Annotated in this window: 11 protein-coding genes; 3 read left to right on the top strand and 8 right to left on the bottom strand. The window is 69.2% G+C overall.

Annotated features, from left to right (window positions below; all coding sequences use genetic code 11):
• Positions 1-46: 46 nt before the first annotated feature.
• Genes OG293_RS34470 through OG293_RS34460 form a run of 3 tightly spaced genes read right to left on the bottom strand, consistent with a single transcriptional unit; the run spans position 47 to position 4,616 of the window.
• On the bottom strand, positions 47-2,038 hold the full coding sequence (locus tag OG293_RS34470; protein ID WP_406002662.1) for an ABC transporter permease: 1,992 nt from the start codon (positions 2,036-2,038) through the stop codon (positions 47-49).
• Entirely contained in the window at positions 2,038-3,126 is a 1,089-nt protein-coding gene (locus OG293_RS34465) for a glycine betaine/L-proline ABC transporter ATP-binding protein (protein WP_406002661.1), read from the bottom strand. Before OG293_RS34465 ends, OG293_RS34470 begins: the two co-directional genes overlap by 1 nt.
• Before the next feature lie 20 nt (positions 3,127-3,146).
• Positions 3,147-4,616 (bottom strand): aldehyde dehydrogenase family protein, encoded by a 1,470-nt coding sequence (locus tag OG293_RS34460; protein WP_406002660.1) that lies wholly within the window; start codon positions 4,614-4,616, stop codon positions 3,147-3,149.
• Between the two features lie 220 nt (positions 4,617-4,836).
• On the opposite strand from OG293_RS34460, the gene purU reads away from it, so the two are divergent.
• A complete protein-coding gene (gene purU / locus OG293_RS34455; protein ID WP_406002659.1) occupies positions 4,837-5,709 on the top strand; it encodes a formyltetrahydrofolate deformylase in 873 nt (290 codons plus the stop codon).
• 63 nt (positions 5,710-5,772) lie between these two features.
• On the opposite strand, the gene OG293_RS34450 is transcribed toward purU, so the two are convergent.
• Together OG293_RS34450 and betA are read right to left on the bottom strand one after the other, a co-directional pair.
• Positions 5,773-6,597: a 5,10-methylenetetrahydrofolate reductase gene (locus OG293_RS34450; RefSeq protein WP_406003805.1), complete on the bottom strand. Its 825-nt coding sequence runs from the start codon at positions 6,595-6,597 to the stop codon at positions 5,773-5,775.
• A 2-nt stretch (positions 6,598-6,599) separates the two neighbouring features.
• A complete protein-coding gene (gene betA / locus OG293_RS34445; RefSeq protein ID WP_406002658.1) occupies positions 6,600-8,261 on the bottom strand; it encodes a choline dehydrogenase in 1,662 nt (553 codons plus the stop codon).
• A gap of 144 nt (positions 8,262-8,405) precedes the next feature.
• Between betA and OG293_RS34440 the strand changes: the two genes are divergently transcribed.
• Positions 8,406-9,203 carry an IclR family transcriptional regulator gene (locus OG293_RS34440; protein WP_406002657.1) on the top strand — a complete coding sequence of 266 codons (798 nt, stop codon included), beginning with the start codon at positions 8,406-8,408 and terminating at the stop codon, positions 9,201-9,203.
• Between the two features lie 187 nt (positions 9,204-9,390).
• Here the strand turns inward: OG293_RS34440 and OG293_RS34435 are convergent, their stop codons facing one another.
• From OG293_RS34435 to OG293_RS34425, 3 genes are all read right to left on the bottom strand, one after another.
• Positions 9,391-10,521 (bottom strand): aromatic ring-hydroxylating dioxygenase subunit alpha, encoded by a 1,131-nt coding sequence (locus tag OG293_RS34435; protein ID WP_406002656.1) that lies wholly within the window; start codon positions 10,519-10,521, stop codon positions 9,391-9,393.
• A gap of 124 nt (positions 10,522-10,645) precedes the next feature.
• Positions 10,646-11,848, bottom strand: a complete 1,203-nt coding sequence (locus tag OG293_RS34430; protein ID WP_406002655.1) for an NAD(P)/FAD-dependent oxidoreductase — start codon at positions 11,846-11,848, stop codon at positions 10,646-10,648.
• On the bottom strand, positions 11,845-12,207 hold the full coding sequence (locus OG293_RS34425) for a bifunctional 3-phenylpropionate/cinnamic acid dioxygenase ferredoxin subunit (protein ID WP_406002654.1): 363 nt from the start codon (positions 12,205-12,207) through the stop codon (positions 11,845-11,847). Before OG293_RS34425 ends, OG293_RS34430 begins: the two co-directional genes overlap by 4 nt.
• Before the next feature lie 168 nt (positions 12,208-12,375).
• On the opposite strand from OG293_RS34425, the gene OG293_RS34420 reads away from it, so the two are divergent.
• Entirely contained in the window at positions 12,376-13,752 is a 1,377-nt protein-coding gene (locus OG293_RS34420) for an L-serine ammonia-lyase (RefSeq protein WP_406002653.1), read from the top strand.
• Positions 13,753-13,759: the final 7 nt, after the last annotated feature.

Raw genomic sequence — 13,759 nt, 5'->3', positions numbered from 1 at the left:
TGCTGCCTCCTGTGCTTCTTCCTGTGGCCGCGAAGTGGTGGCCGGCCTAGTGGGCGCCGGGCGCTCGCTGTGTGCGCCGGGCCGCTGCCTGGGTGATCCGGTCGAACATGACCCCGAGCAGAACGATGGCCAGACCGGCCGCGAGGCCCTTGCCGTACAACTCGCCCTGGGAGAAACCGGCTACGACGTCGTAGCCCAGGGCGCCCGCACCGACGAGACCACCGACGACCACCATGGACAGGACGTAGATCAGCCCCTGGTTGGTCGCGAGTGTCAGGGCGCTGCGTGACATGGGGAGCTGCACCTTGGTGATGATCTGCCAGGTGCTGGATCCGGCGGCCGTGGCCGCCTCCACCGTGGTCGGGGGAACCGCCCGCACACCGTCCGCGATGATCTTGATGGTCACGGGGGCGGCGAAGACGACCGCGGCGATGATCGCCGTGAACCGCGTGGCGCCGAACAGCGCCAGGAACGGCACCAGATACACGAACGAGGGCATGGTCTGTCCCGCGTCGAGACTGGGTCTGATCAACCGGTCGGCCATCGGACTGCGCCCCATCCAGACACCGACCACGACGCCGAGCAGCATGACGATCAGGGTCGCCACGGCCGTGGAGGCCAGCGTGGTCATGCTGTCCGACCACACCCCCGTCCCGACGAGGAGCGACACACAGACCGCGGCCGTGGCACCCGCTCGCCAGCCGCCGAGCACCGTGCCGACGGAGACGAGAACCACGCCGACCAGCCACCAGGGCGATTCGCTGAGCAGCGTCTCGAAGGGGTTGAGCAGCGCGGTCGTCATCACGTCCCGGGTGCCGTTCGTCAGCCCGCCGAACGTGTCCTGCGTCCACAGCGTGACCGAGTCCGCCGTACGCGCAATGGCGGCACCGACCCCGGCGTCGCCCGGGAACTGCGCCGCCCACACATATGTGTGGGAGAGCCACACGCACACGGCGGCAACCACGCCACCGGCCACCAGCAGGGGACGGCGCCACGTCGCGAAACGGCCGGCGCCACGTTTCCTGGCCTCCTCCACGCGGTCGCCCGCCGCGGTGGTCACCCGGTCCAGCACGATGGCCATGACGACGATGGCGAGCCCGGCGTTGAAGGCGACGCCGACGTCGAGGGTCTGCAGCGCCTTGACGACCGTCTTGCCCAGGCCGGGCGCGTCGATCAGGGCGGCGATGGTGACCATGGACAGCGCGGCCATGATGGTCTGGTTCACGCCCATCACAACGGTCCGCTTGGACATGGGCAGCAGCACCTTGGTGAGCGTCTGCCGCCGGGTGGACCCCAGTGACTCGGCGGCCTCGACCGTGGTGGCGGGCACCGAGCGGATGGCGTGCGCGGTGATTCGGATGGCGGGGGGCGCCGCGTAGATGAGGGTGGCGATCGTCGCGGATGCCGGGCCGATGAGGAAGAACAACGTGAGCGGTGCCAGATAGACGAAGGTCGGCATCGTCTGCATGAAGTCGAGGAACGGCGTGATGGCACGGTTCACCCGGTCGGAGAGCCCGGCCCAGATGCCGAGCGGAATGCCGATGAGCAGCGAGACGAAGACCGCCGACAGCGTCAGCGCCAGCGTGTCCATGCTCTCTTGCCACAGCCCCTGGAGTCCGAAGAAGACGAACCCGGCCACGGCCAGGGCCGCGACCCTGATGCTGCCGAAGGCCCAGGAGACATAGCCGACGAGTCCAACGACACCCAGCCAGCCGATGACGGGGACCCCACGCCCGTCCTGGGGCTGGGAGATCAGTGACTGGACGAAGGTGACGAGTTGGTCGATGACCAGCCGGATCTCGTTGAAGAAGTAGAGGAAGAGGGGGTTGCTGTTGCGGTCCGCCCCGATGCTGTCGTTGACGGAGTTGAACCAGCGGTGCAGGTCCGTCAGGTCGGCCGCCGCCAGTGCCAGCGTCTGCCGCCCGCGCAGGGCGGCGAACAGCACGAGCCAGGCGATCACGATCGCCGCCACGACGACGCGGCGGCTTACTCTGCGCGTGGCCGCGACCGGGGCGGCCGTCCCGGCGGCGACAGCCATTACGCGCCGCCTTCGTGCCCGGCGACGACCGCGAGGATCTCCTCGTCGCCGACGATGCCCAGCAGCCGGCCGTTCTCGACGACCTTGACCGGCCGGTCCGCGGCGAGCACCGCCCGCGTCGCCTCGCGCACCACGACGTCCGGGCCCAGCTCCGGTCCGTCGAGGGCATCGTCCGGCTGGGGGTCGCGCATGATCCAGCGCAGGGTCAGGACCTCCGCGCGGGAGACGTCCTTGACGAATTCGCGCACATAGTCGTCGGCCGGCGCGCCGACCAGTTCGTCACCCGTGCCGCACTGGACCATCTTGCCGTCGCGCATGATGAGGATCCGGTCGCCGAGCTTGAGCGCCTCGGACAGGTCGTGGGTGATGAACACCATGGTCTTGCCGACCTCGTGGTGCAGCCGGATGACCTCGTTCTGCATGTCGCGGCGGATCAGCGGGTCGAGCGCGGAGAACGGCTCGTCGAAGAGGAGCACTTCCGGATCGCCGGCGAGGGCACGGGCGAGGCCGACGCGCTGCTGCATGCCGCCGGAGAGCTGGTCGGGATAGGAGTTCTCGTATCCCGAGAGGCCGACCAGTTCGACGACCTCCAGGGCCCGCTTGGTGCGCTCGGCCCTGCCCATCCCGCGAATTTCCAGACCGTACGACACGTTGTCGACGACCCGGCGGTGGGGCAGCAGCCCGAAGTGCTGGAAGACCATGGAGAACTTGCTGCGACGCAGCTCGCGCAGCCGCTTGGTGTCCGCACCGCGGATGTCCTCGCCCTCGAAGTTGACTTCGCCCGCGGTGGGTTCGATCAGCCGGGTGAGACATCGCACCAGCGTGGACTTGCCGGAGCCGGACAGACCCATCACGACGAAGACCTCGCCGGGCGACACGTCGAAGTGCACGTCCCGTACGGCGGCGGTGCATCCGGTGCGGTCCATGAGCTCGCGGCGGGTGAGTGAGCACAGCTCTTCGGAGCCCGGCACCTGGGCGGCCTTGGGCCCGAACACCTTCCACAGCCCGCGTACGGAGATGACCGGTGGTCGGTCCTGGTCCTTGGACGCGCCGCGCCGCTGCGGCACCTCAGTCTGCGTTGGGGTCACGGTCGGCCTCTCTTCGGCATTCAGCCGCGGAACCAGTGCTGCGGCCGGGGTTGGATGTTCTGCCAGATGTGCTTGGGCTCGCGGTATTCGTCCAGGCCGGTCGGCCCCAGTTCGCGGCCCACGCCCGAGTACCCGAATCCGCCCCATTCCGCCTGCGGCACATAGGGGTGGTAGTCGTTGATCCACACGGTGCCGTGACGCAGCCGGCGCGCGACCCGCTGGGCCCTGCCGGCGTCCTGCGTCCATACGGCTCCGGCGAGTCCGTACTCGGTGTCATTGGCGATGCGTACGGCGTCGTCCTCGTCGCTGAAGCGCTCGACGGTCAGGACGGGGCCGAAGGACTCCTCGTGCACCACGCGCATGTCCTGCCGGCACTCGTCGAGGACGGTCGGCGGGTAGTAGTAGCCGTTCTCCAGGCCCCGGTCCGTGGGGCGGCTGCCGCCGCAGCGCAGTACCGCGCCCTCGGCGAGTCCCGCCGCGACATAGGCCTCGACCTTCTCGCGGTGCTGCGCGGAGACGAGCGGTCCCGTGTCGGCCTCGGGGTCGAAGGGACCGCCCAGCCGGATCAGTCCGGCGCGGCGCACGATCTCGTCGACGAAGGCGTCGTGGAGGGTGTCCTCGACGATCAGCCGCGCCCCGGCCGAGCAGACCTGGCCCGAATGCAGGAAGACCGCCGTCAGGGCGAAGTCCACCGCGGCATCGAAGTCGGCGTCGGCGAAGACCACATTGGGGTTCTTGCCGCCCAGTTCGAGGGCGACCTTCTTCACGGTCGCCGCTGCCGTGGCCATGATCCTGCGGCCGGTGTCCAGGCCCCCGGTGAAGGAGATCATGTCGACGGCGGGGTCTTCGGCGAGCGGTGCGCCCACCTCCGGCCCGGAGCCGAGTACGAGGTTGGCGGCGCCGCCCGGCAGACCGGCCTCCTCAAGTGCCCGCATCAGCATGACCGTTGTGGAGGGGGTGAGCTCACTGGGCTTGACGACAACCGTGTTGCCGGCCAGCAGAGCGGGGGCGACCTTCCACGACGCCTGGAGCAGCGGGTAGTTCCACGGGGTGATCAGTGCGCAGACACCGACCGGCTCGTACACGACACGGCTGACGGCGTCATCGCGTCCGGTGTCGACCACCCGGCCGCTGCTGGTGCCCGCGATCCCGCCGTAGTAGCGGAAACAGGAGACGACGTCGGCGATGTCGTACTCGCTCTCCACCAGCCGCTTGCCGGTGTCCAGCGACTCGGCGCGGGCGAACTCCTTGGCGTCGCGCTCGATCAGGTCCGCGGTGCGCAGCAGCAGCGCCCCGCGCTCCCGCTCGGGGGTCCGCGGCCAGGGGCCTTCGTCGAAGGCCCGGCGGGCCGCCGCGATCGCGGCCTCGGTGTCGGCGCGCGTCCCTTCGGAGACGACCGCCGCAAGGGTGCCGTCCGCGGGGCAGAGGATCTCGCGGTGACCTCCGGCCACCGGATCGCGCCATTCTCCGTCCACATACAGGTCTGACACGAGCGGAGCCCTTCGAGCGAAGTTCGTTGCGCATCATGCACTGCATTGCTTGTGGTGGAACACCCTGGCCGAACGTGTGACCTACGTCAAGAGGGCGGGACCAGCCGGATCAACCCGGACGGGCCAGTTGTCACCCATCCCTTGACCGCGACCCCCGACGCACTGACCATGTTGCGTATCACTCACCGTGTTGTGCAATACGCACCGTCGGAGGCCGCGCATGTCCCCTCGACCGCAACCTGGCCGTGAATACGTCCTTACCCTCTCGTGCCCGGACCAGGCCGGGCTGGTTCATGCCGTGAGCGGCTACCTGGTCCGGAATTCCGGCAACATCCTGGAAAGTCAGCAGTTCGACGACCGCCTTCAGGACCGCTTCTTCATGAGGGTCCACTTCGATGTGTCCGACCCCGACACCGGCGTGAAACAACTGCGTGACCGATTCGGTCCCGTTGCCGAGGCCTACCGGATCTCGTGGACCCTGAGGGACGCCTCGACACCCACCCGCACGCTCATCATGGTGTCGAAGTTCGGCCACTGTCTGAACGACCTGCTCTTCCGCCGGCGCACCGGCGCGCTCAACATCGAGATCCCGGCCATCGTCTCCAACCACGAGGAGTTCGAGGAGCTGGCCGCGACCTACGGCATCCCCTTCCATCACGTCCCGGTGACACGGGACACCAAGGCGGACGCCGAAGCACGCCTGCTGGAGCTGGTACGGGAGCTGGACATCGACCTGGTGGTGCTCGCCCGCTACATGCAGATCCTCTCCGACGACCTGTGCAAGCAGCTCGAAGGCCGGGCCATCAACATCCACCACTCCTTCCTGCCCAGCTTCAAGGGCGCGCGCCCGTACGGGCAGGCATACGACCGCGGTGTGAAGCTCGTCGGCGCCACGGCTCACTATGTGACACCCGACCTGGACGAGGGGCAGATCATCGAGCAGGACGTGGTCCGCGTGGATCACTCGCTCGACCCCGACGAACTGGTGACGGTGGGACGGGATGTCGAGGCACAGGTACTGGCGCACGCGGTGAAGTGGCACAGCGAGAGCCGTGTCATGGTCCACGGGAACCGTACGGTCGTCTTCCGCTGAACGGTCGTCGAGCGCCGGGCGGGCCGAATGTCGGTCCGCCCGGCGCTCGCATGTGAAGACCGCTTAGCCGGCCACGCGGTCGAGCAGCGCACGGCGCCAGCGCTCGGTCTCCGCGATCTGGTTGAACGTGAACAGGTGCAGGCCCGCCACCGCCGCCGAGGGGGCCGTCAGGACGGGCGCACTGCGCCGCAGCAGCCTCTCCGGCGCGTAGCCGCCCGGCGCGGCCAGACGCGCGAACCAGGAGGCGTGCCGGGCCAGGAAGCGCGTCGACTCCCCCACGCCGATCTTCGTCGCCATCGCCAGCAGCTTCGTGCGCTCCACGGGACCGGCCACGCCCACATGGACCGGCAGCGTGACCTCGCGGCGCCGCACCCGTGTCACCCACTCACCCAGCACACGCGCGTCGAAGCACAGATTGCTGACGATGTAGGTCGCGTGGGGGTGCTTGTCCCACATGGCCTGGATGGTGATGTCGTCCTCGATGAGGGGGTGGCGCTCCGGGTAGCCCGTGATACCGACCCCGGAGAACGGACTGCCCAGCTCGGCGAGGCGCCGCAGCACGGGCAGTGCGCCTTCGTACGGGCCCGCGGGCGGGCTGGCGTCCCCCGCGGGCACGAAGACGTCGTCCACGCCCGCCTCGCGCAGCCGGTGGACGACCTCGGCCAGATGCGCGCCGTCCCGCAGCAGCCGCGCGGGCACGTGCGGGACCACACGGTAGCCGCGCCCCGCCAGCCGGGTCGCGAGATCCAGGGTGGGATCGAGGCCCTTGACCGGCGACGCGGTGACCGTGACCACCACGTCGCGCGGCACATGGGCGAGGACCGCGTCGTGGGTCGCCTTCGCGGGGAGCACCTCGTAGCGGACGCGGTGCAGCAGAGCCTGGAGCATGGTCACTTGAGGGCGTCTCTGTGGCGGTAGTAGTCGGCCTTGGAGGGCGCCAGAGGGGTCTTGCCGAGGATGAGGTCGGCAGCCTTCTCGGCGATCATCATGACCGGAGCATAGATGTTGCCGTTGGTGACGTAGGGCATCACCGAGGCGTCCACGACGCGCAGCCCCTCCACACCGTGCACACGCATGCTGGCGGGATCGACGACGGCCATCTCGTCCGTGCCCATCTTGCAGGTGCAGGAGGGGTGCAGGGCGGTCTCGCCCTCCTTCGCGACCCAGTCGAGGATCTCCTCGTCGCTCTCCACGGACGGCCCGGGAGAGATCTCGCCGTCGTTGTACGGGGAGAGCGCGGGCTGGTTGAGGAGCTTGCGGGTCACCCGGATCGCCTCGACCCACTCACGGCGGTCCTGTTCGGTGGAGAGGTAGTTGAAGCGCAGGGCCGGGTGCTCGCGCGGGTCCTTGCTCTTGATCTTCACGGAGCCGAGGGCGTCGGAGTACATCGGCCCGACGTGCACCTGGTAGCCGTGGCCACCGGACGGCGACGTGCCGTCGTAGCGGACCGCGATGGGCAGGAAGTGGAACATCAGGTTGGGGTAGTCCACTTCCTCGTTGCTGCGGGCGAAGCCGCCCGCCTCGAAGTGGTTGGTCGAGGCCGGGCCCTTGCGGAACAGCCACTGCAGGCCGATGAAGGGGTAGCGGTACCACTTCATGTACGGCTGCATGGAGACCGGCTGCTTGCAGCCGTACTGGACGTAGACCTCGAGGTGGTCCTGGAGGTTCTCGCCGACTCCCGGCAGGTCGTGGACGACGTCGATGCCGAGCGCGCCCAGTTCCTGGGCGTTGCCGACGCCGGAGAGCTGGAGCAGCTGAGGGGAGTTGATCGCGCCTCCGCAGAGGATGACCTCGCGGGCGCGGACCTGCTGGGGCTTGCCGCGGCCGCGCCGGTATTCGACGCCGACGGCGCGCTTGCCCTCGAACAGGACACGGGTGACCAGGGCACGGGTGGTGACCGTGAGGTTCGGGCGCCTGCGCACCGGCTTGAGGTACGCCTTCGACGCCGACAGCCGGCGTCCGCGGTGGACATTGCGGTCGAACGGCGCGAAGCCTTCCTGCTTGTAGCCGTTGACGTCGTCGGTACGGGGGTAGCCGGCTTCCTGGACGGCCTCCAGGAAGGCGGGAAAGAGCGGGCTGGAAGCAGGTCCGCGTTCGAGGACGAGGGGGCCGTCGTGGCCGCGGAACTCGTCGTCGGGGTCGGCGGCCAGACAGTTCTCCATACGCTGGAAGTACGGCAGACAGTGCGCGTAGTCCCAGGTCTCCATGCCCGGGTCGGACGCCCACCGCTCGTAGTCCATGGCATTGCCGCGCTGGAAGATCATGCCGTTGATGCTGCTCGAACCGCCGAGCACCTTGCCGCGGGCGTGGTAGACGCGCCGGCCGCCCATGTGGGGCTCGGGCTCGGACTGGTACTTCCAGTCGTAGAAGCGGCTGCCGATGGGGAAGGTCAGCGCCGCGGGCATGTGGATGAACACGTCCCACGGATAGTCGGGGCGGCCGGCTTCCAGCACCAGCACTCGGTTGCCCGGGTCGGCGGAGAGCCGGTTCGCCAGTGCGCTGCCGGCTGATCCGCCGCCGACGATGACGAAGTCGTATTGCAGGGGAGCCATGGCTGCCTCGTCTCGATCGCGCCGTTCGATACGCCGCGCATGCTAGTACGAGTAGCGTGATACGCACCAGGTTGCGAGCAACGCAACTTGTCGCGCCACCCGTCCTGCTACCCGCTTGTTGTTTACTGCGCGTATAGTTTCGCTGTGAGCAACTTCAGTCCAGATACCGAAACGACAGGTTCGCAGCCCGGCGGGGTCCAGTCGGTCGACCGCGCCATCAGCGTCCTGGAAATCCTCGCCCAGCAAGGTGAAGCGGGTGTCAGCGACGTGGCGGCCGAGATCGAGGTCCACAAATCCACGGCTTTCCGCCTGCTCGGAGCACTGGAGGCACGCGGCCTGGTGGAACAGGCGGGCGAGCGCGGCAAGTACCGGCTCGGCTTCGGCATCGTGCGGCTGGCCGGCGCGGTCACGGGCCGTATCGACATCACCCAGCAGGGCCGCCCGGTCTGTGAGCGCCTCGCCGAGGAGATGGGCGAGACCGTCAATATCGCGGTCATGCAGGAGCACTACGCGATCAACCTCTTCCAGGTGCGTGGCCCGGCGGCGGTCGCCGCGCACAACTGGGTCGGCCAGCTGACGCCCCTGCACGCCACGTCCAGCGGCAAGATCCTGCTGGCCCACATGCCCGCCAAGGAGCGGGCCGAGCTGCTGGCGCAGTCGGGTCTGAAGAAGCTGACCCCGAACACCCTGACGGCGAGGACGAAGCTCGAGAAGAACCTCGCGGACGCCAGGGAGCGCGGGTACGCCTGCACCCTGGAGGAGCTCGAAGTCGGTCTGCACGCGATGGCAGCGCCGGTCCGCTCCCGCGACGGGGAGGTCATCGCCGCCCTCAGCGCGTCGGGTCCCTCGTACCGGCTGACCGAGGAGCGCATGCGTGAGCTCGCCCCGGCGCTGATCGAGGGGGCGGAAGAGATCAGTCACCGCATGGGCTACCTGGGCTGACACGGGCGGGCACCGGCAGCACAAGGCGGCCGGTGCCGGTGCGCGCGGGACGTGGGCGGCTGCGGGACTCCGGGCGGGCCCAGGTCCTGTGCCCAGTCCCCGCCCTTGGTTCCGGCGCCCCGCGGGCCGCCGTCGCTATGAGGGTCTCTCGTCTGGATCATGCCCAGGCTGATCCAGACGAAGGAACCTAGGACTGCCCCGAGCCGAGACGCTCGTGGATCCAGTCGTGGAAGGCGCCGATGTGGTGCTCGCTGGGGACGAGCACGCCGCCCTTGGCGTACAGGCGCGAACTCATCGTGGGCTGGCAGCGCTCGCAGGCGTCGAAGTCCTGCCGGTTGACCCGGTCGAAGAGCTCGACGGACCGGCTGACGTCCCTGCCGCTGTCCACCACGTCCTTGAGATAGAGCCAGTCGCACTCGACGATCGTGCGGTCGACGGCGACCGGATACATCCGGTGGAAGATCACATGGTCGGGGACGAGGTTGATGAAGACCTGCGGCCTGACGGTGATCGCGTAGTAGCGGCGGTCCTGCTCCTCCGAGACCCCGGGTATACGGTCGAGTCCCTCCGAGCCGTCCACGGTGAAGCCCTTGACCTCCGCGCCGAATTCGGCGCCGTGCCCGACGTAGTACTGCGCGGCGTAGCCGTCGGCGAACTCCGGCAGGACCTCGGTGAGTTCCGGGTGGATCGTGGCGCAGTGGTAGCACTCCATGAAGTTCTCGATGATGAGCTTCCAGTTCGCCTTCACGTCGTAGACGATCCGTCTGCCGACTTCGAGGCTCTCCATGTCGTACCGCTCGATCGACTCCACGTCACCGAGGCGGGAGACCACCTCACCGACCACCTGCTCCTCGAACGAGGGCGGGGTCTCGGCCAGACACACCCAGATGTAGCCCAGCCATTCACGCGTGGCCACGCCCGCCAGGCCGTACTCCACCCGGCCGATGTCGGGCATCTTCGTGAGGTTGGGCGCCGCGACGAGCTTGCCCGTCAGGTCGTAGGTCCAGGCGTGGTACGGACACTGGAACGCGCGCTTGACCTCGCCGCTCTCCTCCGTGCACAGCTTGGCGCCGCGATGCCTGCAGACGTTGAAGAAGGCGCGGACGGAGTTGTCGCGGGCCCGTGTGACGAGGATGCTCTCGCGGCCGATGTCGACGGTCCTGAAAGCTCCTGGCCGGGCGAGATCGGACGAGCGCGCGACGCAGAACCACATCGCCTCGAAGATGTGCTCCTGCTCCTGGGCGAAGATCCCAGGATCGGTGTAATAGGAGCCGGGGAGGGTGGCGATCAGGCTGTCCGGCAGGCTGGTCGGGGTCACAGGGCACTCCTCGCGGGGTGACGATGTCGGTCGGTTGCCGGGCCGGGGACGCGCGGTCCGGGGCGGCGCGGTGCGTTTCGAATGGAGAGCGTGCTGAGCAACTGAGGGTGCCGGGCGGGCGGCGTCAGAGGGTCGCGGCGGCGAGCTGCTTGCGCCAGCGTGTGAACAGGCGCGGCTGGTTCATCCCGAGAACGGCCACCGGATGCCCCGAGCGCCGGTAGACCGCCAGAAAGCTCCGGTCGTCGGGGAGACCCTCCTCGACCGTCACGCTGTCGGCCCCGGCGGAGTGCCCGGCGAACTGGATCCGTACGCCGTACTGGTCAGACCAGAAGTAGGGCGGCTTGGGCACCCCGGGCGTCGCCGCGCCTTTGGACAGCAGCGCGGCCACGGCCGCGTCGGGCCGCTCCCGTGCGCCCGTCCAGTGCTCGACGCGGCGGTGGATCCGGGCGACCGGGTCGTACCAGGAGGCGCAGTCGCCGACCGCCACGACACCGGCGATGCCGGTGCGGCCGTCCGAACCGCACGTGACGCCGTCCTCCAGCGCGACGCCGGATCCTCTCAGCCACTCCACGCACGGGCGGGCGCCCACTCCGACGACGACCGTGTCGGCCTCGAGCCGCCGTCCGTCGTCGAGCAGGACAGCCGCCACCCTTTGTCGTCCCTCGGCCGGGGAGCCGTCCGACCCGCTCTGCGGCGCGCCGCTCAGGCCCCGGACGCCCACGCCGCACAGCAGCCGTACGCCGTGGTCGGCGTGGAGCGTGGAGACGACACCGCCCATGACTTCGCCGAGCGGTCCCGCCAGGGGCGTCGGGGCGGCCTCGACGACCGTCACATCAAGTCCCAGGCCGTACGCGGTCGAGGCGACCTCGGCGCCGATGAATCCGCCGCCGATCACCACCAGCCGCCCTCCCCGGGCCAGATCGGCCCGCAGGGCTCGGGCGTCGTCCAGGGTACGCAGCGTGTGCACCCCGTCCAGGTCGTCGCCGCCCGGCAGCATGCGCGCGGTGGCGCCCGTGGCGATGACCAGCCCGTCGGCCCGGACGGTTTGGCCGTCCGCGAGCCGCACGGCACGCTCGCCGGGGTCGAACCCCGCGGCCCGCACACCGAGCAGCCACTCCGCCTGCAGGTCCTCGCCGTCCGCCTCCAGTGCCAGATCCGCTTCACGGATCGTGCCGGCGAGGAACTCCTTGGACAACGGAGGCCTGTCGTACGGGCGGTGCGGCTCGTCGCCGATGACGACGAGCCGTCCGTCGTAGCCCTGCTTGCGCAGGGAGCGTGCGGCCGACAGTCCGGCGAGCGAGGCGCCGACCACGGCCACCGTCCTCACGCGGGACCTCCGGCGAGCCTCGCCGCGACACAGGGCGGCAGGTTCGGGGCCGCGGTGGACGGCTGAACGTAGATCATGCCGTCCTCGACGAAGACCTCGTGCGTACGGACGGGGAGCTTGGCCGGCGGTGAGTCGACGGCCCCCGTACGGAGGTCGAACTTCGAGGCGTGCAGCGGGCATTCGACCTCGCAGCCCTCGAGCCAGCCGTCGGCGAGCGAGGCATCCTGGTGGGTGCAAGTGTCGTCGATGGCGAAGATCTCGCCGTCGTCGGTGTGGAACACCGAGACCGGCGGATCGATGTCGAGCCGATAGGCCTCGCCTCGGGGAAGATCCGAGAGACGGCACGCGGGAATCATCATGACACCTCGGGTGCATATAGCGAAACGGATTGCGGTAAGCGCAACGTCAGTTTGAGGTTCCCCCCAGTCCGTGTCAAGGCATCACCCGGACAGTCCGACCCCTTGTTCCATGTTTCTTTTTACGCAACGCTGTGCGTACTACACAACTTCCGATCCGGAAGGAACGACGTGGCGATCAGCGTCTTCGACCTATTCAAAGTCGGTATCGGGCCCTCCAGCTCGCACACCGTGGGACCGATGAAGGCCGCCCGCGTCTTCGTCACCGCACTTCACGAGGACGGCGTGCTCCCCCATGCCGCCTCGGTCCGCGCCGAACTCTTCGGATCCCTCGGCGCCACCGGCCACGGCCACGGCAGTGACAGTGCGGTGCTCCTGGGCCTGGAGGGAGAGGACCCCGAGACCGTCGACACGGACGCCGTGGACGACCGGGTGCGCCGGATACGCGAGACGGGACGGCTGCGGCTCCTGGGCCGGCACGAGGTGGAGTTCCGCGCGTCGGAGCACCTGGTGCTGCACCGCCGGCGCACCCTGCCCTTCCATCCCAATGGCATGAGGTTCCAGGCCCTGGACCACGAGGGGGCCGAGCTCAGCACCCGTACCTACTACTCGGTGGGCGGCGGCTTCGTCGTCGACGAGAGCGCGACGGGAGCGAGCCGGATCAAGCCCGACGACACGCCCGTGCGCCTTCCCTTCGGCTCCGCGTCCGAACTGCTCCTGCGCGCCTACGAGTCCGGTCTGCCCCTCAGCGGGGTGATGCTCGCCAACGAACTGTCCTGGCGGCCGGAGAGCGAGGTGCGCGCCGGTCTGCTGCGGATCTGGACCGTGATGCGGGAATGCGTGGACCGCGGCTGCTCGCGGACCGAGACCACTCTGCCCGGCCGGCTGAAGGTGCCCAGGCGCGCGCCCCGACTGCTGCGCGCCCTCACCGAGGACACGCGGACCGCGGACCCGCTGAGGGTCATGGACTGGGTCAATCTCTACGCCCTCGCCGTGAACGAGGAGAACGCGTCGGGGGGCCGCGTCGTGACCGCGCCCACCAACGGCGCCGCCGGCATCGTCCCCGCGGTACTCCATTACTACACGCGCTTCATTCCGGGGGCCGACGAGGACGGCGTCGTCCGCTTCCTGCTCGCCGCGGGCGCGGTGGGCGTGCTCTTCAAGGAGAACGCCTCGATCTCCGGGGCGGAGGTGGGCTGCCAGGGAGAGGTGGGGTCGGCCTGCTCCATGGCGGCGGCCGGTCTCGCCGAGGCGCTCGGTGGTACGCCGGAGCAGGTGGAGAACGCAGCCGAGATCGGCATGGAGCACAACCTCGGGCTGACCTGCGACCCGGTCGGCGGACTGGTCCAGATCCCCTGCATCGAGCGGAACGCGATCGCCTCGGTCAAGGCGATCAACGCGGCCCGGATGGCGCTGCGCGGCGACGGCACCCATGTGGTCTCGCTGGACAAGGTCATCAAGACCATGCGCGAGACCGGCGCCGACATGAAGGTGAAGTACAAGGAGACATCGCGCGGCGGCCTCGCGGTCAACGTCATCGAGTGCTGATCCGGAG

Origin of the sequence: Streptomyces sp. NBC_00829, from assembly GCF_045161795.1 — a bacterium.
Classification (GTDB): domain Bacteria; phylum Actinomycetota; class Actinomycetes; order Streptomycetales; family Streptomycetaceae; genus Streptomyces.
Note: the sequence above shows the minus strand (reverse complement) of the source record. Positions and strands in the feature narration are given on the sequence as shown.